At 72.4% G+C, this 23,158-nt stretch carries 22 protein-coding genes and 1 other RNA gene; 20 read left to right on the top strand and 3 right to left on the bottom strand.

All coding sequences use genetic code 11. The features are described 5' to 3' along the window. Positions 1 to 16: 16 nt before the first annotated feature. The 12 genes from mpaB (at position 17) to trhO (ending at position 9,622) form a co-directional block, all read left to right on the top strand. Positions 17 to 1,084 carry a daptide biosynthesis RiPP recognition protein gene (gene mpaB, locus C6C15_RS12915; protein ID WP_105950298.1) on the top strand — a complete coding sequence of 356 codons (1,068 nt, stop codon included), beginning with the start codon at positions 17 to 19 and terminating at the stop codon, positions 1,082 to 1,084. After that, a complete protein-coding gene (gene mpaD, locus C6C15_RS12910) occupies positions 1,081 to 2,340 on the top strand; it encodes a daptide-type RiPP biosynthesis aminotransferase (RefSeq protein ID WP_105950297.1) in 1,260 nt (419 codons plus the stop codon). Before mpaB ends, mpaD begins: the two co-directional genes overlap by 4 nt. Then, on the top strand, positions 2,337 to 3,509 hold the full coding sequence (gene mpaC / locus C6C15_RS12905) for a daptide-type RiPP biosynthesis dehydogenase (protein ID WP_105950296.1): 1,173 nt from the start codon (positions 2,337 to 2,339) through the stop codon (positions 3,507 to 3,509). The genes mpaD and mpaC overlap by 4 nt, the downstream gene beginning before the upstream one ends. Positions 3,510 to 3,514: 5 nt before the next feature. Then, on the top strand, positions 3,515 to 3,649 hold the full coding sequence (gene mpaA1 / locus C6C15_RS17415) for an MpaA1 family daptide-type RiPP (protein ID WP_255218700.1): 135 nt from the start codon (positions 3,515 to 3,517) through the stop codon (positions 3,647 to 3,649). A gap of 43 nt (positions 3,650 to 3,692) precedes the next feature. Next, the gene (gene mpaA2 / locus C6C15_RS17410) at positions 3,693 to 3,818 is read left to right on the top strand and encodes an MpaA2 family daptide-type RiPP (protein ID WP_257721411.1); all 126 of its coding nucleotides are present in this window, start codon (positions 3,693 to 3,695) and stop codon (positions 3,816 to 3,818) included. A gap of 10 nt (positions 3,819 to 3,828) precedes the next feature. Beyond that, positions 3,829 to 3,948: an MpaA3 family daptide-type RiPP gene (mpaA3, locus tag C6C15_RS17455; RefSeq protein ID WP_301178377.1), complete on the top strand. Its 120-nt coding sequence runs from the start codon at positions 3,829 to 3,831 to the stop codon at positions 3,946 to 3,948. Positions 3,949 to 4,017: 69 nt separating this feature from the next. Beyond that, a complete protein-coding gene (gene mpaM / locus C6C15_RS12900) occupies positions 4,018 to 4,830 on the top strand; it encodes a daptide-type RiPP biosynthesis methyltransferase (RefSeq protein ID WP_060922559.1) in 813 nt (270 codons plus the stop codon). Further along, positions 4,827 to 6,512 carry a daptide biosynthesis intramembrane metalloprotease gene (gene mpaP / locus C6C15_RS12895; RefSeq protein WP_105950295.1) on the top strand — a complete coding sequence of 562 codons (1,686 nt, stop codon included), beginning with the start codon at positions 4,827 to 4,829 and terminating at the stop codon, positions 6,510 to 6,512. Before mpaM ends, mpaP begins: the two co-directional genes overlap by 4 nt. A 2-nt stretch (positions 6,513 to 6,514) precedes the next feature. After that, positions 6,515 to 7,231: an ATP-binding cassette domain-containing protein gene (locus C6C15_RS12890; RefSeq protein WP_234024149.1), complete on the top strand. Its 717-nt coding sequence runs from the start codon at positions 6,515 to 6,517 to the stop codon at positions 7,229 to 7,231. Continuing rightward, positions 7,228 to 7,956, top strand: a complete 729-nt coding sequence (locus C6C15_RS12885) for an ABC transporter permease (protein WP_105950293.1) — start codon at positions 7,228 to 7,230, stop codon at positions 7,954 to 7,956. Before C6C15_RS12890 ends, C6C15_RS12885 begins: the two co-directional genes overlap by 4 nt. Then, complete coding sequence (locus C6C15_RS12880; RefSeq protein WP_105950292.1) at positions 7,953 to 8,684, top strand: hypothetical protein; 732 nt, start codon at positions 7,953 to 7,955, stop codon at positions 8,682 to 8,684. Before C6C15_RS12885 ends, C6C15_RS12880 begins: the two co-directional genes overlap by 4 nt. Positions 8,685 to 8,713: 29 nt before the next feature. Next, the gene (gene trhO / locus C6C15_RS12875; protein WP_105950291.1) at positions 8,714 to 9,622 is read left to right on the top strand and encodes an oxygen-dependent tRNA uridine(34) hydroxylase TrhO; all 909 of its coding nucleotides are present in this window, start codon (positions 8,714 to 8,716) and stop codon (positions 9,620 to 9,622) included. Positions 9,623 to 9,640: 18 nt separating this feature from the next. Here the strand turns inward: trhO and C6C15_RS12870 are convergent, their stop codons facing one another. Genes C6C15_RS12870 through C6C15_RS12860 form a run of 3 tightly spaced genes read right to left on the bottom strand, consistent with a single transcriptional unit; the run spans position 9,641 to position 14,085 of the window. Then, entirely contained in the window at positions 9,641 to 11,908 is a 2,268-nt protein-coding gene (locus C6C15_RS12870) for a transglutaminase family protein (RefSeq protein ID WP_105950290.1), read from the bottom strand. Continuing rightward, positions 11,895 to 13,085, bottom strand: coding sequence for a DUF58 domain-containing protein (locus tag C6C15_RS12865; protein WP_105950289.1), 1,191 nt, complete (start codon positions 13,083 to 13,085; stop codon positions 11,895 to 11,897). Before C6C15_RS12865 ends, C6C15_RS12870 begins: the two co-directional genes overlap by 14 nt. Before the next feature lie 10 nt (positions 13,086 to 13,095). Continuing rightward, positions 13,096 to 14,085, bottom strand: coding sequence for an AAA family ATPase (locus C6C15_RS12860; protein WP_060922553.1), 990 nt, complete (start codon positions 14,083 to 14,085; stop codon positions 13,096 to 13,098). Between the two features lie 261 nt (positions 14,086 to 14,346). On the opposite strand from C6C15_RS12860, the gene C6C15_RS12855 reads away from it, so the two are divergent. The 8 genes from C6C15_RS12855 to C6C15_RS12820 all read left to right on the top strand — a co-directional run bounded on the left by C6C15_RS12855 (position 14,347) and on the right by C6C15_RS12820 (position 23,097). Beyond that, on the top strand, positions 14,347 to 14,814 hold the full coding sequence (locus tag C6C15_RS12855) for a hypothetical protein (protein WP_158698558.1): 468 nt from the start codon (positions 14,347 to 14,349) through the stop codon (positions 14,812 to 14,814). A gap of 63 nt (positions 14,815 to 14,877) precedes the next feature. Beyond that, an RNA gene (ffs, locus tag C6C15_RS12850) (signal recognition particle sRNA small type) lies at positions 14,878 to 14,974 on the top strand. A 48-nt stretch (positions 14,975 to 15,022) separates the two neighbouring features. Further along, positions 15,023 to 15,631 carry a rhomboid family intramembrane serine protease gene (locus C6C15_RS12845; protein ID WP_060922551.1) on the top strand — a complete coding sequence of 203 codons (609 nt, stop codon included), beginning with the start codon at positions 15,023 to 15,025 and terminating at the stop codon, positions 15,629 to 15,631. Continuing rightward, a complete protein-coding gene (locus C6C15_RS12840; RefSeq protein ID WP_105950287.1) occupies positions 15,628 to 16,326 on the top strand; it encodes a hypothetical protein in 699 nt (232 codons plus the stop codon). Before C6C15_RS12845 ends, C6C15_RS12840 begins: the two co-directional genes overlap by 4 nt. A 62-nt stretch (positions 16,327 to 16,388) precedes the next feature. Beyond that, positions 16,389 to 18,518, top strand: a complete 2,130-nt coding sequence (gene pta, locus C6C15_RS12835; RefSeq protein ID WP_060923289.1) for a phosphate acetyltransferase — start codon at positions 16,389 to 16,391, stop codon at positions 18,516 to 18,518. After that, on the top strand, positions 18,515 to 19,735 hold the full coding sequence (locus C6C15_RS12830; RefSeq protein WP_105950286.1) for an acetate/propionate family kinase: 1,221 nt from the start codon (positions 18,515 to 18,517) through the stop codon (positions 19,733 to 19,735). The genes pta and C6C15_RS12830 overlap by 4 nt, the downstream gene beginning before the upstream one ends. Positions 19,736 to 19,834: 99 nt before the next feature. Next, on the top strand, positions 19,835 to 20,593 hold the full coding sequence (locus C6C15_RS12825; protein WP_025104252.1) for a beta-phosphoglucomutase family hydrolase: 759 nt from the start codon (positions 19,835 to 19,837) through the stop codon (positions 20,591 to 20,593). Beyond that, positions 20,590 to 23,097, top strand: a complete 2,508-nt coding sequence (locus tag C6C15_RS12820) for a glycoside hydrolase family 65 protein (RefSeq protein ID WP_060923292.1) — start codon at positions 20,590 to 20,592, stop codon at positions 23,095 to 23,097. Before C6C15_RS12825 ends, C6C15_RS12820 begins: the two co-directional genes overlap by 4 nt. Positions 23,098 to 23,158: the final 61 nt, after the last annotated feature.

The following is a 23,158-nucleotide window of genomic DNA, read 5'->3' as shown; positions in this document are numbered from 1 at the left end:
GTTCTCTGGGGGGATCATGGGGACGAGTGCGACGACGGCACGGCAGGACGACGGGTCGACGGGCGAAGATCCGCTCCTCGGGCCGCACGCCCTGCGGGCGTGGGTCACCGGCGGGCACGCGGCACGCGGTCGCGTGTTCCTGCGCGAGGCGGAGACCGGGGCTGAGGCCCTCGCGGCTGCGGCCGACCCCGAGGACGTGATCCTCGAGCCCGCAGGATCGGCGCCTCGGCCGGCGGCGGCGCGGGTCGTCGGCTACGGAGGACGGCTCGCCGACCTCGGTGACGAGCTGTTCCTGGGGGAGCGTGGCGTCGAGCTCCAGGACTACATCGCGGCCTCCTTCGTCCAGATCGTCGGACCGACGGCCATGCGCTTCTTCGACGAGGCGAGCTGGCGTGCCTTCCTCGACGACGCCGACCTCGCTCGCGGCACCGGAGTCTTCGCCGCCGCGATGCTCGACCCGCGGGTGCTGCTGGCGGACCGCTCCGCTCTCGCGCGGCCGCAGGAGGTGGAGACTCCGCGCGCCGTCCGCATCGACGGGGACGGCGGTGTGCATCTCGGGCTGCAGGGGGAGGCGATCGGCCACGTGGACGACCTCCCCGACGCCCTCGGATGGGCTCTCCCGCGGGCGTCGATGCTGGGCGGCGTGCCCGGCTCGGCCGACCTCGTCGCCGAACTCGACACCCGGCCGTGGCTCCGTCGATACCTGGACGCCGCCGATCTCCGGAAGATGCTCCGCCTGCCGAACGGCACCGCCCGGATCGCGGGCTACGGGTGGGCGCTCCTCGATGACGACCTCGCGGAGGCGGAGGCCCTGGCCGACGACCCGTTCCTGCTCGACACCGCCGAGGGGTTCCTGCTCGCCGACGTCCGGACGCTCCGTCGGCATCTCCTGTCGCCGCTGACCGCGGCGGTGGTCGACGCGATCCAGACCTCGAGCACACGCGGGCGGGCGGCGGCGCGCGTGGCGCGCGCTTGCGGAGTGCCCGATGCCCACGCACGGCACCTGTGCCTGGAGGCGCTCGCCGCGCTCGGCGTCCACCTCGGTGCGCGGACCGAGGACGCCTCGGGGGACGGTGCGAGATGAGCGTGCCGCACGCGCTGTGGACGTCGATGCTCCCCGCCGACACCGCGTTCCCTCCGGATCGGGTGGCGATCGGGGCCGCCGGTCATCGCCTCTTCTACGCCGACGGCTCCGACCGCCTCTGCGCGACCAGCGGCCTGTGGAACGTGCCCCTCGGCTTCGGCAATCCCGCGGTGACCGAGGCCGTGAGCAGGGCGACCCGCGACGCGTCGTACCTCTCGCTGTTCCGCGCCCCGCACCGGTACGCCGAAGACGCCGCCGACGCCCTCATCGCCCTCGCGGGCTCCGACCGCTACCGGCGGGTGATCTTCTCCACCTCCGGCGGGGCGGCCAACGACGCCGCCATGAAGCTCGCCCGGCAGTACTGGGCGCAGCAGGGCGCGGGCTCGCGGTCGCTCGTCGTCGGCCTGCGCGGCAGCTATCACGGCACGATGTACGGCAGTCATGTGCTGAGCGGCGACGACCTGCTGCAGTCGGTCTACGGCGTCGACAGGCGCACGGTGCGGCACGTGTCGCACACTGACGAGGGGGCGGAGCTCGAAGCGCTGCTGGAGCGTGAAGGCTCCCGCGTCGCCTCCGTCGTGGTGGAGCCCGTCCTCGGCAGCGGCGCCCATGCCTTGTCCGCCGCCTTCGTCCGTCGTCTCCTGGAGCTGAGGGAGCGGCACGGGTTCCTGCTGGTGGCAGACGAGGTGGCGACCGGTTTCGGGCGCACCGGCGCGATGTTCGCCACCGACCGCTGGGCAGCCGCCCCGGACGTCCTCCTCGTGTCGAAGGCGTTGACGAACGGGGCGATGGGAGCGGCGGCGCTCCTCGTCGGCGACCGCATCGCGACGGCATTCGCCCGCGGCGGATGGACGTTCGTGCACGGGGAGACGCAGGCGGGCACGCCTGCCTGCGCGGCCGCGGTCCTCGCCGTGATCGACGAGCTCCGCCGTATCGACGTCGAGGCCACCACGCAGGCCCTCGCGTCGACGCTGCATCGCCTCGCGCGGACCTGGCAGGAGGACGGGATCGTCACCGACGTCACCGGCAGCGGCTGCTTCGTCGGGGTGGGGCTCCGCCGCCCGGACGGGTCCCCGCTCTCCGGGACCGACGTCCTGGAGGTGGTGTCCGCCATCGCCGACAGCGGTGTCGTGGTGCACCCCGGTCCGAGCTCCTTCCAGCTCATCCCCGGCTACGGCTTCACCCCGGCGGAGGTGGCCGAGACCGACCGGGCCGTGCGAGGCGGCCTGGCTCGGGCGCGGGAGGCGGTGGCATGACCGTGCCGTTCACCGCACGCGTCCCCACGCTGTGGCACGGGTCGCGCGCACGAGAGACGATGGTGGGTCTGACAGCGGGACGCGACACGCTGGTGCTCGCCGACGCGGCCGTCGCGCACCCCCTCCCCACCCCGCAGTCGGGCCGGACGATGACGGTGGACGCTGCCGCGGTGGATGAGCTGGGGATCCTCCTGATCGCCGAGGAGCTCGTCCGGCGACCGCCCGAGGTCATCGTGGCCGTCGGCGGCGGAAGCGTCCTCGATGCGAGCAAGATCGCGGCCCTCGCGCTCAGCCCCGGACGCCTCCTGGACTTCGCCCTGCGGCACGCGGCGACCTCGGCACTCACGATCCTGCCCGACGCGCCTCCGCCGGTCGACATCGTCGCGATGTCGACGACGCTCGGCACGTCGTCGGAGACGAACAGCGTCGCCATCCTCCGGAACCGCTGCGGAGCCCGGCTCCTCGTCGGTCGCCCGCTGCGTCCGCGCCACGCCGTCCTCGATCCCGACCAGCTCGCCACGCTCACCCCTGCTGCCGTGCGAGAGGGAGCGCTGGAGGCGTTCCTCCGGGTGGCCGGCGCCTCGACGAGTCCACGGACGGCGCGGGCCGACCGCGACGCGCGGATCCTCGGTCGGGCGTTGCTCGAGGCGGCCGCGCGGGACGTGATGTCGACGACGGGACGCCTGCGCCTCGCGCGGCTCAGCGCCGCGACCCAGCGCACGGCCGCCCTTCGCGGCCCCGATCCGTACAGCGCCCGGCACTGGTACCTCGCGAACGAGGTCGCCTTCCATCTCGGCGTCCGCAAGATGACGGCCACGGCGGCGGTCATCGCCGCCGTCTGGCAGCGGATCGGTGCGGGCGATCCGCGCTGGGGCGACCGCGCCAGCCTCGACGCCTTCTGGGCCGGCGTCGCGGCGGGGACAGCACTGCCTCGCGACCCGGCCGCCGGCATCGCCGTCGTCGTCGATCAGGGCGGCCTCCCGTCACCGCCGCGCCCGAGCGCACGGGAGATCGATCGGATCGCCGCCGCCGTGGAGAGGGCGTGGGGTGATCACCGCCCCATGCTGCGCGGAATCCGCGCCGCGGACGTCCGCGCTGTGCTTCACGACTCCCGGTGGAGCCCGTCCCCGGTCGGCGATCGCCGGCCCCGAGTGGCGGAGAGGAGGTGACGGGAATGAACGAAAGCACGGAGATGAGCATCCGGTTCCAGGAGCTCGACCCGATGGAGGCCCCCAGTTGGGACAGCTTCTACCAGGGCGTGATCGGCGCGCTGGTCCTCATCGGGATCGGTGCGGCAGCCGCCACGTGATGCCGTCCGGCAGCACTCGATCGGAGAAAGGAAGGAGGGACGCATGACCGCAGCACTGCCGGCGCTCGAGTTCACCGAACTCGAGGCCATGGACGCGCCGGGCGATGCCGATGACTACATCCGCGGCTTCGCCGTGGGCGTGATCATCGGAATTCTCGCTCTGACCTAGGAGGTGCACTGTGCAGTCCACGTCGCTGGAGTTCCTGGAACTCGAACAGATCGACACCCCGCTCGAGTGGTGGGAGCACGCGAGCTACATCATCGCGATCATCGGCGGAGCCGCCGCCATCGCGACCTGACAGCGGGTGCGGGCGGGATCGTCCGCCCGCACCCCCCCGACCATCCAGCCGAGGAGAGGCGATGCACGGATGACGTCCCTGATCACCGAGACCGTGGCGGCACGGCTCGACCTCGTCGGCGCGACCGCCAGGGCACAGGACCTGTACGCCGGAGCCGGCACCGACTTCTACGACCGGCTCGTCGGCCCGGACCGGGCGGAGATCCGCGAGGTCCTGGGGCTCGCGCACACGGCCCCCGGACCCGTCCTGGACCTCGCCGCGGGCAGCGGACGGCTGACGATCCCGCTCGCACGCTCCGGGCACCGCGTCACGGCGGTCGATCTCTCCGCGGACATGCTCGCGCGCCTCCGCGGCGCCGTGCCGCACGGAGCGACCGTCGAGTGCGTCGTGGCGGACATGCGCGACCTCGCACTCGGCGGGCACTTCGGCCTCGTCGTCCTCGGGGCGACCTCCATCACGCTGCTCGATCGCGAAGACCGGGCGCGTCTCTACGCGGGCGTTCGACGTCATCTGGCCTCCGCCGGCGTCTTCGCCCTCACCATCGCGGACGGGGTGTCGGCGGACACTCTCGCAATCCCGACCGACCGCGAGATCACGGTCCCCGGCAGCGCCGGAGACGAGCCCTACCTCTTCGCACAGCAGATCGAGGACGACGGCGCCGCACGGCTGGTCAACTGGGTCCGCCTCGCGGACATCGCCCCGCGCGCGGAGGTGCCGGTCCTCACGAGTCGCCTGCACGTGCTGACCCCCGAGGTCCTCGCGGGTGAGCTCGTCGCCGCGGGGTTCACGGCGCCGGAGAGGTCTCCCGTGCGGACGCCCGCGGGCGTGGAGATCCTGCTCCTCACGACCTCCCGCGCCGGGGATGGAAGGGGCCGGCGATGACGACGGCAGGACCTCGACCCGATCGGCGTCGCCGCGGGGACGGCCGCGCCTCCCTCACGGCGGACTCGTGCCCGTCTCTCGCCGCCGGCGTCGCGTTCGAGCCGACGGCGGAGGGGTCCGGGTGGCTCGCCACCGTCCAGGGCGTGCCGACCGCCCGACTGTCCCGAGCGGTGGTCGACCTGCTGACGGCGATGGACGGCCGGACTCCCGTCTCGGCGTTGCAGACGCGCTTCGCCCCGGGGGAGACCGACGAGAGCGTGCTGCGACTGATGGAGCGCTTCCGCGACAACGGGCTCCTGGACGGGGGCGCGTCCCGGCTGCCCGGCCGTGTCACGTATCGGCCGCCGTTCACCGTGCAGTTCGCGACCCTCCGCGCTTCCGCGCTCTTCGCGCGTCTCGACCGTGTGGTCGTGCCCGTACCGCGTCGTGCGGTCCTCGCGGTCGTCGCCGCGGTGGTCGGGGCCGGGATCGTCGGCGCGGCCCTGCACCCCGGCGAGCTGGGTGCCGTGCTCGCTCGTCCTGTGCCGCTCGCCGGCTTCGCCCTCGTCGTCGTGGCGCTCGGTCTCGCGACGCTGGTCCACGAGACCGCGCACGGGCTCACCCTCACCCGGCTGGGAGGCCGGCCGCGGCGCGCGGGGTTCATGCTCCTGTACCTCACGCCCGCCTTCTTCGTCGATGTCACGGACGGCTGGCGGCTCCCCGACCGCCGGCATCGTGTGGCGATCGCCCTGGCCGGCCCCGCCGTCCACGCCACGGTGGCGGCGGTGGCCATGCTCGCCGCTCTCGCCCTGCCGTCGGCGGCGGCCCGCGAGACACTGCTGCTCCTCGCGATCTCCTGCACGGTCGTCGTACTCGTGAACCTGATCCCCTTCGTGCGCTTCGACGGGTACCTCGCCCTGATGAGCGCCCTGGACGAGCCGAATCTCCGGAGGAGGTCGATCCGCGACGGCGCGGGCTTCCTCGCCCGCCTCGTGTTCGGGGCGCCGCGGCAGCCGCGGGCGCTGGAGCGGTGGTGGAGCGTGCCGTTCGGTCTCTGCTGCCTGGCGGCCCCGGTCGTCATGGTGCTGTTCGCAGTCGTCCGGACCGCGCAGCTGCTCGACGGAGGCGGCCTGGCGGCGAGCCTCTTCGTGCTCGCTCTGGAGGCCGTCGTGGTCGTGGCGGGTGTCGTCCTCCTGGTGCGCGCTCTGCTCCGGGTGTGGCGATCGGGTGCCTCGCGGTTCCGCCTCGTCGGCGTGACCGCCGCGCTCGCGGCCGGAATCGTGGCCGCCGGCATCCTCGTCCCGGTCCCGACGGCCGCGGTGCTGGGGTTCTCCGTGGACGACGACCGGGTGGTCCTGGTGCAGGGCGGACGGGATCCCGGCGCCCGCATCCCGGACGGCGCTCCGGTGGTCCTGTCGACGCGGGGCATCCTCGCCAGCGAGTACCTCGGCGAGGGGACGATCCGGACCCGACCTGCGACGGAGACCGAGGTGCCGATCGAGGCGCTCTTCCCGGTCAGGATGCCCGAGGCATCGGTCCCGGCGACGGCCGTGGCGGAGGTGGAGGTGACGGGGGAGCGGGGTGCCCTGCCGGCGGCCGGACAGGCGCGCGTCGACCTCGGCACGACCCCGCTCTGGCAGGCGCTCTGGGCGACGGTCGCGTCCCCGCTGACAGCTCTCACGAGCGAGGAGGAGAGAGGATGAACATGAATCAGCACGCCATCGAGGCACGCGGCCTCACGAAGAGGTTCGGACGCCGCACCGCCGTCGAAGACCTGTCGTTCGCGGTGCCCCGCGGGGCGATCGTCGGGCTTCTCGGCCCGAACGGCGCGGGGAAGTCGACGACGCTGCGGGCGATCGTCGGACTCGTGCGGCCGACCAGCGGCGAGGCCGTCATCGACGGGGCGCCGTTCGGGACGCTGGACAACCCGGCGGCGCACGTCGGCGTCCACATGGACGGGTTCGGCTTCGAGCCCGGCATCTCGGGGCGACGGCACCTGGAGATCTGCCGGCTCGCCGCCGGGATGCCCCGCGACCGCGTCGACGAGGTGCTGGACGAGGTGGGCCTCGCCGCCGATGCGCGCCGTCGTGTGAAGACCTACTCGACGGGCATGGCGCAGCGGCTGGGCCTGGCCGCGGCGTTGATCGGTGCGCCGCGGACGCTCATCCTCGACGAGCCTGCCAACGGTCTGGACCCCGACGGCATCCGGTGGCTGCGCCGGTTCCTCCGCGGCTTCGCCGAACGCGGCGGCACGGTGCTCGTCTCCAGTCATCAGCTCTCCGAGCTCGAGCAGGTCGTGGACGAGGTGGTCGTCATCAAACGGCGCGCGCTCTTCGCCGGGAGGCTGGACGACCTCGTCACGGGCGGGGCCGACTCGCTCGAGAGCCGGTACTTCGACCTCGTCGAAGGAGCCCCCGCATGAGCGGCGTGATCCGCGGCGAACTGCTGCGCGCGGTGAGCGGGTTGTCGATCCTGGCCGTGTACCTCGTCGCGGTCCTCATGCCGGCCTTCGTGCTCTTCTCCGACGGCTCCCGTCTCGCGGTGGACGGCCTCGACGCGGGCACGGCGACGGCCCGGCTGCTGGAGCCGCTCGCGTGGTCGGTCATCTCGGCGGCGTTCGTCGGCGCGTACCCGGTGACGCGGGAGTACTACTACGGCTCCATGGACCGGACGCTCACGGCGGTCGGGTTCCGCCGCGCCTTCCCGGGGAAGCTGGTCGCGGGCGTCTTCATCGCCCTCACGCTGGCCGTGGTCGTCATCCTGCTGTGGACGCTCGGCATCTCCGTCTTCCTCGCCCGGCACGGGCTCAGCCTCGTGTTCACGGCGGAGGCAGGGCGCATCGTCGTGGGGGCTCTGGGCGGTGTGGTCCTCGGTGCCCTCATCGGCGGCGCGATCGGCTGGATCACCCGGAACTACTACGCAACGGCGATCATCGTCCTCGTCTTCCCGATGGCGCTGGAGTTCGCGATGCTGCGGACCGCGCCCGAGATCGCGCGGTTCTCTCCCGGCATGGCCATCGCGGCGCTGAGCGTGCCGGAGTACCAGGGCCGACTGCTCGCCTTCGCGCCCGCCCTCGCCATCGGGACGGCATGGGCGGTCGGCCTCGTCGCGCTCGCCGCCGTCCGGGGACGGCGGAGCGTCGCGTGATCGGTCGAGCGCTGCGGGCACAGGCGCGGGGCGCGGCCGGGGACGTCGTCCTCCTCGGAGTCGCGCTGGCGGCCTTCCTGCTGTCCCTCTCCCTGGCGATGAGCATCCCGGCGGAGCTCGCCGAGGCCCCGTCGGCGGCCCGGGAGGAGCTTGTCGCCCCCTTCGACGCCGTGCTCGCGACCTACGCCGGCATCCTCGCGGCCGTCTACGGCTCCTTCCGCTACACGATCGACCGGCGGGACGGCGTCGTCGCGCAGCGGCTGATGCTGGAGTCCCGATGGGCGCTGCTCGTCGCCCGGGTGCCCGCCGCGGCGCTGGGCGGCGCGGTCGTCGCGGGCGCCGCGGTGGTCGGCGGTCGCACGGCGCTGCTCGTCACCATGGGCGGCGTGCCCGTGAACGCGTCGGCCGTCGCGTCGGCTGTCGCCCTCGGTGCGGCCGCGGCGCTGTGGGGGCTGGGCGTCGGCATCGTCGTGCAGGCGCATCTCGCGGCGCTCTTCGCCGCCGCGCTCACGATGGGGTTCGGGATGCTCGTCGCGCTGTTCTGGAGCGCAGGCGCCGCATACCTGCCTCTCCCGGCCCTGCTCGGCGCCTTCCAGTTCGACGTGTCCGTCATCGGCATCCCGGCGGATCGACGCCTCGGGCCCGCGGCCGTGCCCTTCGCGGCAGGATGGGTCCTGCTCGCGGTCGGCGCAGGGGCGATCGTCTTCCTGCGGAGGGACGTGTCGTAGCGCTTCAGGAGGCGACGTAGGATTCCTGGGTGGCCACCCCCAAGATCGTCCTCTTCTACGCGTTCACCCCGCTCGCCGACCCGGAGGCCATCCGCGTCTGGCAGCGTGACCTCGGCGAGGCGCTGGGGCTGCGCGGACGGCTGCTGATCTCGGCGCACGGCGTCAACGGCACTCTGGGCGGGGACCTCCCGGCTCTGAAGAAGTGGGCGCGTTCGTTCCGCTCCTACGCCCCCTTCCGGGACACCGACATCAAATGGAGCGAGGGCACCGGACTCGACGAGGCGGGCCGCAGCCTCGATTTCCCGAAGCTGAGCGTGAAGGTGCGCGACGAGATCGTGTCGTTCGGCGCCCCGGACGAGCTCCGCGTCGACGCGGACGGCGTCGTCGGCGGAGGCGCGCGGCTCACCCCCGACCAGCTGCACGCCCTGGTCGCCGAGCGCGGGGACGAGGTCGTGTTCTTCGACGGCCGGAACGCGCTGGAGGCTGAGATCGGACGCTTCCGCGGCGCCGTCGTGCCGGACACCGAGACCACCAGGGACTTCGTGCGTCTGCTCGACTCCGGCGTGTACGACGACCTGAAGGGCAAGCCCGTCGTCACCTACTGCACCGGGGGCATCCGCTGCGAGGTGCTGTCGAGCCTCATGGTGTCCCGCGGCTTCGGCGAGGTCTACCAGCTCGAGGGCGGCATCGTCCGCTACGGCGAGACGTACGGCGACGACGGCCTCTGGGACGGATCGCTCTACGTCTTCGACGGGCGCGGGTCCGTCGACTTCTCGGATCACGCGCGCGTCATCGGCGTGTGTGCAGGGTGTGGTGCGGCGACCAAACGCACCGCGAACTGCCCCGACCTCTCCTGCCGGATGCAGTTCGTGGTCTGCGCGGACTGCGAGGCCGTCACGTGCCCGGCGCATGTGACGGCTGCTCCGTCGCAGACCTGAGCGTCCGGCGGCCGAGCGTCAGATCAGGAGCCGCGAGTCGGACCCCCGCGGGGCGTAGAGCGACCGCGGCAGCAGCACGGCTCGGGCTCGCGTCGTGCCGTCGACATGCGCGCGGAGGCTGACGAGCACGGACCGCAGGGGCGCCGCGAGATCGTCCTCCACCGCGGACGAGCGAGCGTAGTTGGCCCGCTCCACGGCCGTGATGAGCCGCCCCAGCGCCTCCTCGTCCGCCCCCGCCTCCCGGACGAGCCCGGCGGCCCGCATCCGAGGACTGTCCGCATCCGAGACCGCGATCCGGAGGTCGAGGAGGGTGTCCCGCAGTTCCGCCCAGGCGGCGGCCGCGTCGCCTCGCGCCGCACGGCCCATGCGGACGCGCCGCTCGACGATCCGGACGGCCGCCGGAAGCAGAAGGAGGGCCACGACTCCGAGCGCGGCGAGGAGCACGGGCGTCGGGTCGAGCCGTCTCAGCTCCCCGGAGTCCGTCGAGCCGGCATCCGCGTCCCTCCGGTCGACCTCCGGGCCCGACGTCTCCTCGGTCTGAGGTGCCGTGGTCGGTGCCGGGGTGGTCGGGCTGCCGCCGGTCCCCCCTCCGGTGATCCCTGCACGGAAGGCCGTGGGCACGCCGAGGGAGGCGGTCGGCTCGAACGGTACCCAGCCGATCCCCGGGAACAGCACCTCGGGCCAGGAATGCAGCTGATCGCTCGACACCGAGAAGATCGACTCGTCTCCGCGCTTCTCATCGGTAGGCGACCCGGGGAGGTACCCCACCACGATGCGCACCTGCATGCCCAGGCTTTCGGCCATGAGGGCGAAGGAGCCTGCGAAGTGCACGCAGTACCCGGACCGCTCTTCGAGGAAACGGGCCACCGCGTCAGCGCCGGTTCCGTCGAACCCCTCGTCGACGGGCGTCTCCAGCGAGTACTCGAACTCCGACCGGAACCAGTTCTGCAGCGCGACCAGACGGTCGTAGTCGGACTCCTCGTCCGCGGTGACCTCTGACGCCAACTCGGAGATGATTCCCGGCAGCTCGACGTCCTCGCGCTCCGCGTCCTCGACAGGCGGGGCGGCCTCCGCCGCGCGGATCTGCTCCAGCGTCGGTGTCACTCGGAGCGAGGTCACGGTGTAATCGTTGCCGACCGCATCGGCACGGCGGGAGAACAGGGTGCGGTTCTCGGGCGAGACGCGCCATGCTGCGCTGAGTCCCTGCACGTCGGTGGCGGGATACGGCAGCGGCAGCCAGGAACTCGACATGCGCAGCACTCGGATCGAGGTCGTCTGCTCGGCGGTGGTGATGTCGTCTCCCCACTCCGGTTCGCCGAAGCCGTCGACCTGAGACTGCAGGTCGCCGCGATCGGGCTGCCACACGCGGCCGTCGAACCGGGAGAGCGTCGTGAGACGGAGGTACGGGGCGGCGTCCGCCTTCGCGGCCACGGTCAGCACTTCGACGGGGCTCGGCTGCCGCAGATCGTCGCCCAGCCGCAGCGAGGCATCGACCGTCACGCCGACCCCGGTGCCCGTGATGGTCGAGCCGACCGGGAGCAGCGGCGTCACGACGAAGGTGGTCGCGAGGGCGGCGGCGCCCACGGCGACCGCGACCCCTGGCGACGATCGGCGCGGCGACTCCGGATGGCGGCGGGCGGTGAAGCGGAACACGAGGAGGCCCACGACAGCCGCCGCGGCGAACCACCCCAGGTTCGGGGCACCCAGGGTGATGATCATGGGCACCGCGCCGGTGACGCCCATCAGCACGGTCGCGAGCACGGCGGATCGGTTCACGATGAGGAGATCGAGCAGGATCGCGACGACCGCGAAGCCCGCGCCGAGGGCCGCTGCGAGCCCCGGAGTGGCCTCCAGCGGGGCGGAGCCGAAGACGATCTCCTCCGCTGCCGCCGCAGCCAGGACCTGGAACCGGCTCAGGGTCGCGGCCGTCGGGACGACCCCGACGGCCGCGGTGTCCCCCGCGAGGAGCAGCGTGAGCACGCCGACCGCCACGATGATCTGCCCCAGGAGGGCGAGCAGCCCGGCGATGCCCTCCGAGCGCCTGCGCAGGAGGTGACGCACGAGCGCGCCGACCCCCACGACCGCGATGATGACCACGGTCGCGACGAAGGACCAGGTCCCCGGGACGATGACGGCGGTGAACGGCCACAGCGCCGTGAGTGCGGCGAGCCCGGCGAGGGCCGCCGGCGCGAGCACACCGGGCGGCGGCTCCTCCCTGTCGCGGTGCCAGCGTGCGCTCGTGCCGGCGGGGACAGGAGCGGGCTGCGGGCGCTCAGCGCGGAACATCGGTGGCTCCCGTCCGTGCCGACAGCGCGTCGTCCCAGGCGTCCGCCACGTCGATGCCGAGCCGCGTCACCGTCCAGCCGTGGTGGCGGGCGGCGTCCTCCGCTCCCGGAAGCGGATCCGTGCTGAACAGCAGCGGCGCCGCAGCCCCGGCCGGGCGCAGCAGCGCGGCGTCCTCCTCGTCCAGCCGTCCGGTCACGTAGACGAGCGGGCCCGGCGGAGTCCCTCCCAGGAGGGCGACGAGATCGCGTCTCTCACCGCGCGGCGTCACCATCGCCAGGGCGACGAGGAGTCCGTCCCGGTCGTCCTCGTGTCCGCGGAGCGCGCCGAGGAGCGTGCCGGCGCTGTCCAGGACGTCGACGCTGTACCCCTCCGCTGCGAGGTGGACGGCGGCGGATGCGCACAGGGAGACGGCGGCCTCGAACGCCGGGTCGACGACATCGGTGCCCGGCGCCCAGCCGCCGGCGGCGCGGTCGAGCACGACGACCGCGTCCGGGCTCGATTCCTCTTCCTCCTGCCGGACCATGAGCTCGCCGCGGTGTGCCGTGGCCCTCCAGTGGATGCGACGCATCGAGTCGCCGGGGGCGTACCCACGGGGCGAGAGGTTGTCGCTGCCCTGGCCGAGGCGGGTGGACGAGGTGTGCGCGGTCCCGCCCGCGGCGCCGATCCGCACGGCGAGCGGGGTGAGCGCGAAGACCTCCGGGACGACCGTGACGGTGCGCGTGTCGCCGAACGCCTGCTCGCGCTGGGCGAGACCGAACGGATCGACCGTCCGCAGCACGAGGGGCCCCAGGGGCCAGACGCCGCGGCGCACGCCGGTGACGAGGTAGCTGAGCTGGGGTGTGTCCGCGGGGTATTCGCCGCTCGAGTCTCCGGTGACCGCGGTGGGAAGGACGTCGTGCCACAGCCCGTGCGGGACCCGGAGGGCGCGCAACGTGAAGCGGACCGTGACCCGCGAGGTCTCGGACACCGTCAGCAGGTCGGTCGAGATCTGCCGACTGACCGTCCCGGAGCGCCGCGGGAGGCGTACCGCGAGGGCGGCGAACAGCGTGAGCGCGGCCAGCAGCACCCCGAGGTACAGCAGGATCCGCGCGCCGAGGACGTTGGCCGCGATCATGCATGCGAGGGCGGCGATGAGCGCACCGGTGCCGCGCGGCGTGAGCAGTCGACGACGGCGCATGGCAGTGTCCTCAGGAACGGGTCGCGACGGGCACGCGCACGCGCTCCGCGATCTGGGTGAGCGCCGCCTCGACCGGCTGGGCGCCCGCCCGATGCGCGCCGCGGGCCGGGAGCAGCCGATGGGCGAACACGGGGATCAGCAGGTCCGTGATGTCATCCGGGATGACGTAGTCGCGGCCGTCCAGTGCGGCCCAGACCTTCGCGGCGCGGACGAGCTGCAACGTGGCCCGCGGGCTGGCGCCGAGGTGCAGGCTGGGGTCGTTCCGCGTCGCCTGGGCGAGGGCGACGGCGTACTCCTCGAGCGCGGGCGCCACATGCACGGCCCGGGCCCAGGCGATGAGCTGCGAGATCGCGGTGGCGTCCGCGACCGGGGTCACGGTCGCCAGCGGGTTCACGACGTCACGCTGCCGCAGCATGAGGGCCTCGGCCGCGGGGTCGGGGTAACCCATCGAGATGCGCATCATGAACCGGTCGCGCTGCGCCTCGGGGAGCGCGTAGGTGCCCTCCATCTCCAGCGGGTTCTGTGTGGCGACGACGAGGAACGGGTCGGGCAGCCGATGCGTGGAGCCGTCGACCGTGACCTGTCCCTCCTCCATGGCCTCCAGGAGCGCGGACTGGGTCTTGGGGGAGGAACGGTTGATCTCGTCGGCGATGACGATGTGGGCGAAGACGGCGCCGCGCTTGAACTCGAACTCGCGATCGACGGGGTTGTAGACCGAGACCCCCGTGACGTCGCCGGGCAGGAGGTCAGGGGTGAACTGGATGCGCCGGACGGTGGCGTCGACGGTCGCGGCGAGGGCGCGCGCCAGCATCGTCTTCCCGACGCCGGGCACGTCCTCGATGAGCAGATGGCCTTCGGCGAGAAGGCAGACGAGGGCGCTGCGCACGGCCTCGGGCTTCCCGTCGATCACCTGGCTGATCGAGCCGAGGATGGCCGCGGTCTGGGCGGCGAATCCGTCGGCGTCGATCGCGACCGGGCTCAGGGGGGCGTTCTCTGGCATGCGTTCCCTCTCGTCCGGCGCAACGATGCGCGTGCATCGATCGTACGCTCCGCACGGCCCACGGGACCATGCCGGGCTGCCCGGTATCCCGCAGACAGCGGGCCGGCGGTCAGCCCCAGATTCGGTACCGCGGCGTCGAGCAAGGTGGTATGCATTGAGTGCTCGGATGGTGAACAGTCGCTCGGGGTCGGGTCAAACAGGGACAGGTGTGCTGCAGTGGTGAGGAGGACGCGGGCGGCTCAGGCGTGCATGGTTCTCTCGATGGCCGTGATGCTCACCGCATGTGGACCCGATACAGGCGGAATCGCCGAAGCGCGCCTCGGAAACGATGTGAGGGCCGCAGTGGCTGCGATGAGCTCGGCGGTGGAGTCGACCCCCACCGGCAGCGATCCCGCCCCCGAACACTACGCGGAGGTTTCCACGTTCGAACTCTTGTCCGGGCTCGAGGAACTGCCAGATGCTCGGGCAGCGAACACCATGTACTGCTTGCAGCGTGCCGGCGACACGATCACAGCCTGTGTGTTCTTCCCCATCAACGTCTCGATCCCGTCCGGCCTGGCCGGATATTCGGCAAGCATCTATGGGTGCGCCGAGTTGTCGGGCGTGCCGGGGAGCTTCGATGTCCAGGTCGCGGACGTCGAGTGCCCGTCGGAGTTGGTCGACTGGTTCTCCGAGCGAGCAGATGAGGAACCGTCCGTCGTCTCCGTCCGCGCATCGATGGATCCCTGACCTGCACAGTCTCTCGACGAGCGGGGTGTGTCATCGCGACGGTCGGCGTCGGGTAGAGTGGACGACGGCTCTCCGCGTGGCGGCATCCAGGCCAATTCCCCCAGGGCGGAAACGCAGCAAGGGTAACCGGGCTCTGCTGGGTGCGCGGAGGGTCTTTTCTTTTGCCCGCGTCCAGCCGGCCCCAGGGTGCTCCTGCGAGAATCGAGCGGTGACCGTTCCTCCGCCGGCCAGGCCCGAGCATCCGCTGCGGCGATTCGCCTCGCCCGTGCTCCTGCTCGCGGCGATGTGGGCGGTGCAGTTCGCGGACGCCGTGCTGCCAGGCTCCTTCAGCGGCCTCGGCATCCGCTCGTGGGACCCTGCGGGACTGCTGGGGATCGTCTTCGCCCCGCTGCTGCACGCGAGCTGGGCGCATCTGATCGCGAACTCCGTGCCGTTCCTCGTGCTCGGCTGCCTGGTCGCGGTCGAGGGCACGCGCCGGTTCTGGGCCGTCACCGTGATCGTCGCGGTCGTCGGCGGGCTCGGGACCTGGCTCGTGAACGCCCCCGGAACGCTGACCGTGGGCGCCTCCGGGCTCGTGTTCGGGTACTTCGGCTACGTGGTGATGCGGGTGTTCGCCCCCGGGCGCGTGTCGCACCGCATCCTCTACGCGGTGATCGCGGTCGTCGTGGTCGGCCTGTACGGCGGCACCATGCTGGCCGGGGTGTTCGGCGTCGCGGACGGCGTGTCCTGGCAGGGCCATCTGTTCGGTGCCATCGGGGGCGGTGCAGCCGCGCTCGCCGGACGGCGTCCCGACCAGCGCCGCGCCGTCGGACGATGACGGCTCCGCGCACGAGCAGGACGACGGGGACGCGGACCCCGTCGACTCGGCGGCCCGCCGCGTCGCGCGAGGCCGCCAACCGCCGACGCCGCGAGGCCCGCCGTCGGGCCGCCCGGCGCGCACAGCGGAAGCGGATCCTGCGGCGCGTCGCCGTGTCCGCCGCGGTGGTGGCCGCGGGGGCGGTGCTGCTCGTGCTCATCCCGCTGGGGCTGGCGAGGGATCCGGCGCCGGTCTGCCTCGACCGGCCGTCGACCTTCCCCCAGGCGGGCGTCGCCGGGTGGAGCGGCGAACAGCTCGAGAACGCCGCGACCATCATCCGCACCGCCGACGAGCTCGGGTTCGCGCGGGACGGCCAGATCCTCGGCGTCATGACCGCGATGGGGGAGAGCAGCCTGCGCAACATCGACTACGGGGACTGGGAGACGCGCGGCTGGACCAATCCGGATGGATCGCGCACGACGAGCATCGGCCTCTTCCAGCAGCAGGACTGGTGGGGGAGCGCGGAGCAGCGGATGGATCCCGCCACCGCGGCCCGGTTGTTCTTCGAGCGCCTGGCGCGGGTCCCCGACTGGCGGTCGATGGCGCCGTCGCACGCCATCCACCGGGTGCAGGTGAACACGGACCGGGACTACTACACGCGGTACCAGGAGGATGCGGCCGCCGTCGTCGACGTGCTGTCCGGCCCGTGCGAGTGACGCGCGCGTTTGTCACGGCAGCGGCGGGGTGCGGTGTCGGGGTGCCCGCCTAAGCTGGAGCCGTGTCGCGGAGCATCTACATCACCTCGGCTGAAGGCCACACCGGGAAGTCGACGATCGCCCTCGGGGTGCTCGATGCGCTGATGCGCGTGTCGCCGCGCGTGGGCGTGTTCCGCCCGATCGCCCGCGCGGTCGCCGAGCGCGACGAGATCCTCGAGCTGCTGCTCGCCCACGACGGCGTCCAGCTCGAGTACGAGGACTGCATCGGCGTCACCTACGACGACGTGCGCGCCGATCCCGAGGGCGCGCTGTCGACCATCGTCGCGCGCTTCAAGGCCGTCGAGGCGCAGTGCGACGCCGTCGTCATCGTCGGCAGCGACTACACCGACGTCGCGAGCCCCGCCGAGCTCGGCTTCAACGCCCGGATCGCGGCGAACCTCGGCGCCCCCGTCCTGCTCGTGCTGAGCGGACGCGACCAGCAGCGGCAGGCCGAGCAGCTCGGCACGACCACGGCGCGGGAGGCCGCCGCCGTCGGCCAGATCGCCGCCCTGGCGCTGCCGGAACTGGCCGAGGAGCGCGCGGAGCTGTTCGCGGTGGCCGTGAACAGGGCCGACCCCGACGGGCTCGACGCCATCGTCGACGCGGTGCGGGCGGTCCTCCCCGAGGGCACGCCGGTCTGGGCGCTCCCCGAGGACCGCGCGCTCGTCGCGCCGTCCATCCGCGGCATCGTCTCCGCGGTCGACGGGACGCTGCTCAAGGGCGACGAGGATCGTCTGACCGCGGTCGCGCTGTCGATCGTCGTGGCCGGCATGTCGATGGTGAACGTCCTGCCGCGCCTCACCGACGAGGCCGTGGTCGTGATCCCCGCAGACCGCACCGAGGTGCTGCTCGCCGCCCTTCTCGCCGACTCCTCCGGCACGTTCCCGCGGATCGCCGGGATCATCCTCAACGGGCCGTTCCCGCTGCCGGACCCGATCCTCCAGCTGCTCGACGGGTTCGCCTCCTCGGTGCCGATCATCACCACCGACCTCGGCACCTACGACACGGCGGTGCGGGTGATGGGCACCCGCGGACGCATCTCCGCCGACTCGCGCGGTCGCTACGACCGGGCGCTCGGACTCTTCCAGGCGCACATCGACGTGGCCGAGCTCACCGAGCAGCTCGGGCTCGCGGAGGCGCACGTCGTCACGCCGCTCATGTTCCAGTACGGCCTGATGGAACGCGCGCGGTCCGACCGCCGCCACATCGTCCTCCCCGAGGGCGACGACGACCGCATCCTCCGGGCGGCGGCGGCGCTGCTGTCCCGCGAGGTGGCGGAGCTGACGATCCTCGGCGACGACGGCGCGATCCGCGCGCGGGCGACGGAACTCGGCCTCGACATCGCCGGCGCGCAGGTGCTGAGTCCCACCGACCCGGCCCTCGTTGAGCGCTTCGCCGCCGAGTACGCGCGGCTGCGCGCCCACAAGGGGATCACGCTCGCGCAGGCCGCCGACACCGTCACCGACGTCTCCTACTTCGGGACGATGATGGTGCATCTCGGGCTCGCCGACGGCATGGTCTCCGGTGCCGCGCACACCACGGCGCACACGATCCGGCCGTCCTTCGAGATCATCAAGACGAAGCCGGGGGTGAACGTCGTCTCCAGCGTGTTCCTCATGGCCCTCGCCGACCGCGTGCTCGTGTACGGCGACTGCGCGGTCATCCCCGATCCCACGGCCGAGCAGCTCGCCGACATCGCGATCTCGTCCGCCACCACCGCCCGGCAGTTCGGCATCGACCCCCGCGTGGCGATGCTGTCGTACTCCACCGGCGAGTCCGGGTCCGGGGCCGACGTCGACAAGGTCAGGGCAGCGACGGCGCTCGTGCGCGAGCGCGCTCCCGAACTCCTCGTGGAGGGTCCGATCCAGTACGACGCCGCCGCCGACGCGGCGGTCGCCAAGGCCAAGCTGCCGGACTCGGCCGTGGCGGGGCGCGCGACCGTGTTCGTCTTCCCGGATCTCAACACCGGCAACAACACCTACAAGGCGGTGCAGCGCTCCGCCGGCGCCGTGGCCATCGGTCCGGTGCTGCAGGGGCTCAACAAACCGATCAACGACCTGTCCCGCGGCGCGCTCGTCGACGACATCGTGAACACGGTGGCCATCACGGCGATCCAGGCCCAGGGCGCCGAACGAGCGGGGGAGAAGGCGTGAGCGCGATCCTCGTCATCAACAGCGGGTCGTCCTCGCTGAAGTACAGCCTCATCGACACGGCGCACGAGGACGAGCTCGCCAGTGGGCTCATCGAGCGCATCGGCCAGGACTCCAGCCCCGTCGCCCACACCGTGCGCCCGGAGCCGGGTGACGGACCGTCGGCGACGATGCTCGACGCCACGTACCGCGACGAACAGGCCATCCCCGACCACGCCGCGGCCTTCGAGGTCATGCGCGCGCAGTTCGCCGCGCACGGCCCCTCCCTCGACGCGCATCCGCCGGTCGCGGTCGGGCATCGGGTCGTGCACGGCGGTGCGCGCTTCTACGCGCCGACCCTGATCGACGCCGACGTCGAGCGGCAGATCGACGAGCTCGCCGTGCTCGCGCCGCTGCACAATCCGGCGAACCTCGCCGGCATCCGGGCGGCCCGTGCCGTGTTCTCCGACGTCCCGCATGTCGCGGTCTTCGACACCGCGTTCCATCAGACGCTCCCGCCGGCGGCCTACACCTACGCGATCGATGCGGCGCTCGCCGCCGAGCACCGTGTCCGTCGGTACGGATTCCACGGCACGAGCCACCAGTACGTCAGCGAGACCGCCGCACGCTTCCTCGGGCGCGACCTCGGGACCCTCCGACAGCTCGTGTTCCACCTCGGCAACGGCGCCTCGGTCACCGCGATCGACGGGGGTCGCTCGGTCGAGACCTCGATGGGCCTCACGCCGCTCGAGGGCCTCGTCATGGGCACGCGGTCGGGTGACATCGACCCGGCCGCTCTCGTGCATCTGTCCCGTCGCGCCGGCTACACCATCGACGACCTCGACGCGCTGCTGAACACCCGCAGCGGGCTGGCGGGACTCGCCGGACGCAGCGACATGCGCGACATCCTCGCCGGCGTCGCCGCGGGGGAGGAGGCCGCCACGCTCGCCTTCGACGTGTACGTCCACCGTCTGCGGGCCTATGCCGGCGCCTACATCGCCCAGCTCGGCGGGGTCGACGTCGTGTCCTTCACCGCCGGCGTCGGTGAGAATGCGGCGCCCGTGCGGGCGGCGGCGATGGCGACGCTCGGCTTCGCGGGGATCGAGATCGATCCCGCCCGCAACGAGGCGAAGGAGCGCGGCCTCCGCGTCATCTCGACGGACGCCTCGGCCGTGACGGTCCTCGTCGTCCCCACCGACGAGGAGCTCCAGATCGCCAGGCAGACGGCCGAACTGCTCTGATCGCGGTCCGGGGTTACCCCGCGCGCGCCACCGCCATTACGCTTGCACAGTGGCACGGAGAGGTGCCGACCCGACCCTCGTCCTTCTCCTGGAGGCTCTGTGCCAGACGCGCTGCCCGACCTGTTCCACGCCGACGGTGTGCTGTTCGACCTCGACGGCGTCCTCACGCCGACCGCCGAGGTGCACATGCGCGCCTGGAAGGCGGTCTTCGATGACGTCTTCGCCCGCTGGGACATCACGCCGCCGTACACCGACGAGGACTACTTCGCCTACGTCGACGGCAAGAAGCGCTACGACGGCGTCGCGAGCCTGCTGCGCAGCCGCAACGTCGAGGTGCCCTGGGGTTCGGTGGACGACGACCCGTCCGCCGAGACCATCTGCGGGATCGGCAACCGCAAGAACGCCGCGTTCGCGGCGTCCCTCCGCAGCCAGGGCATCGCTCCGTTCCCCGGCTCCCTCGCCGTCGTCGAGGCGCTGCACGCCGCGGGGATCCCGCTCGGCGTCGTCTCCAGCTCCAAGAACGCCGAAGAGGTGCTGGCGGCCGCCGGCATCCGGTCCTTCTTCCGCGTCGTGATCGACGGCGTCGTCGCCGAGCGCGAGCACCTCGCCTCCAAGCCCGCGGCCGACATGTTCGCCGCCGGCGCCACGGCCCTCGGCGTCGACCCGGCCCGCAGCATCGCCGTCGAGGACGCCACCTCCGGTGCCGCATCGGCCGCCGCCGCCGGCTACGCCGTCGTCATCGGCGTCGACCGCGGCGCCGGCGCCGACGCACTCCGCGCCGCCGGCGCGACCCACGTCGTCGACGACCTCGGCGTCCTGCTTCCCGCCGCCCGCACCGACACCCCGGAGACCGCATGATCGACCGCGACCGCTTCCCCGTCGACCCGTGGCGTCTCATCGAGACGCGCTACTCGGAGGAGGGTGTCGGCGAGACGCTGTTCTCGGTCGGCAACGGCTACCTCGGGCTCCGGGGCAACCACATCGAGGGGCGCGGCGCGCAGGAGCACGGCACCTTCATCAACGGCCTGCACGAGACGTGGCCGATCCGGCACGCCGAGCAGGCCTACGGCTTCGCCGAGGTCGGCCAGACGATCGTCAACGCCCCCGACGCCAAGGTGATGCGCCTCTACGTCGACGACGAGCCGATCTCCCTCGACGACGCGGACGTGCGCGAGTACGCCCGCACGCTCGACATGCGCACGGGCGTGCTGGAACGGCGCGTGGTCTGGGAGACCCCGTCCGGCAAGCGGGTGCGCATGCGGGATCAGCGTCTCGTGAGCTTCGAGGAGCGCCACCTCGCCGTGCTGCGGCTCGAGGTCGTCGTCGAGAACGCCAACGCCCCGGTCACGATCAGCTGCCAGCTGCTCAACCGTCAGGACGGGGCGGGCGTCTACGCCGGCTCCCCGATGACGACCAAGGGCGCCGCCTTCGACCCGCGCAAGGCCGAGCGCATCGCGGACCGCGTGCTGGAGCCGGCGGAGCACTGGCAGGACGGGCTGCGCTCCGCGCTGTCGTATCGGGTCGCCGCCTCCGGGATGACCGTCGCCGTCGTCGCCGATCACATCATCGAGACGGAGAACGACTACAACGTCCGCACGCTCATCGAGCCGGACATCGCCAAGAACGTCTTCCGCGTCCAGGCGAAGGCCGGCGTCCCCATCACGATCACCAAGCTCGTCAGCTACCACTCGTCCCGCGGGGTGCCCCCGCGGGAGCTCGTCGACCGCTGCCGTCGCTCGCTCGACCGGGCAGCGGACGAGGGCGTGGAGACGGTGTTCCGTCGTCAGCGCGAGTGGCTCGACGCGTTCTGGGAGCGCAGCGACGTGCAGATCGGCGGGCGCGACGACCTGCAGCAGGCCACCCGGTGGTGCCTGTTCCAGCTCGCGCAGGCCTCGGCCAGGGCGGACGGCGCCGGTGTCCCCGCGAAGGGGCTGACCGGCTCCGGCTACAGCGGCCACTACTTCTGGGACACCGAGATCTACGTGCTCCCGTTCCTCACCTACACGACGCCGCGGTGGGCCTACAACGCGCTGCGAGCCAGGGTGAAGATGCTCCCCGCGGCGCGCCGCCGGGCCGCCCAGCTCAACGAGGCCGGAGCGCTGTTCCCGTGGCGCACGATCAACGGCGAGGAGGCGTCGGCGTACTACGCCGCCGGCACCGCGCAGTACCACATCAACGCGGACATCAGCTTCGCGCTGGGCAAGTACGTGCGGGCGACCGGGGACGAGGCCTTCCTGCGCCGCGAGGGTGCAGACGTTGCGATCGAGACCGCGCGGCTCTGGGCCACCCTCGGTTTCTGGCGGGGGTCGCGGCTCGTCGAGCAGTCCGGCGCCGGTGACGGCCTCCAGACGTTCCACATCCACGGCGTCACCGGCCCGGACGAGTACACGACCGTCGTGAACGACAACCTGTACACGAACGTCATGGCGCGATACAACCTCCGGTACGCGGCCAAGGTCGTGCGGGAGATCCGCGACAGCTACCCCGAGGACTACGCGGCCCTCGTCGAGCGCACGGGCCTCGGCTCCGGTGAGGCGGAGTCCTGGGAGCGGGCCGCGGAGGCGATGTACATCCCGTACAGCGAGAGCCTCGGCATCCACCCGCAGGATTCGCTGTTCCTGGAGCGGGAGGTCTGGGACCTCGCGAACACCCCTGCCGACCAGCGCCCGCTGCTGCTGCACTTCCACCCGCTCGTGATCTACCGCTTCCAGGTGCTCAAGCAGGCCGACGTCGTGCTGGCGCTGTTCCTCCAGGGCAACCACTTCTCGCCCGAGGAGAAGAAGGCCGACTTCGACTACTACGACCCGCTGACGACGGGCGACTCGACCCTCTCGGCGGTCGTGCAGTCGATCCTCGCGGCCGAGGTGGGCTATCAGGACCTCGCGCAGAAGTACTTCGAGCAGTCGCTGTTCGTCGATCTGCACGACCTGCACCACAACGCGGCCGACGGCGTGCACGTCGCCTCGGCCGGCGGTGTGTGGACGGCCCTCGTCTGCGGCTTCGGCGGCATGCGCGACTACGGCGGCGACCTCAGCTTCGACCCGCGGCTCCCCGAGTCCTGGCCGTCGCTGTCGTTCCCGCTGCAGTGGCAGGGGACCGCGATGCAGGTGACCGTCACGCGGCACGAGCTGCGCGTCGAGGTGCGCAGCGGACCTCCGGTGCCGTTCAGCGTGCGGGACAACGCGTACATCGCGACCCTGGAGGACGAGGTGATCGTCCCGCTCGCGAACCAGGGACCCGTGATCCCCGGACGCCCGACCCTGCAGGAGTTCGCCGACGCCCGCCGCGACGACGGTACGCGGCTCTCCGCCTCGGTTCCGGTGATCACGAGCGCGATCCCCGTCATCGAGACGATCGACTGACCGCCGACCCACCCCTTTGCGTGTGCCCCACCCCTTTGCGGACGTCCGCAAGGGGGTGGCT

Origin of the sequence: Microbacterium sp. str. 'China', assembly GCF_002993305.1 — a bacterium.
Classification (GTDB): domain Bacteria; phylum Actinomycetota; class Actinomycetes; order Actinomycetales; family Microbacteriaceae; genus Microbacterium; species Microbacterium paraoxydans.
Note: the sequence above shows the minus strand (reverse complement) of the source record. Positions and strands in the feature narration are given on the sequence as shown.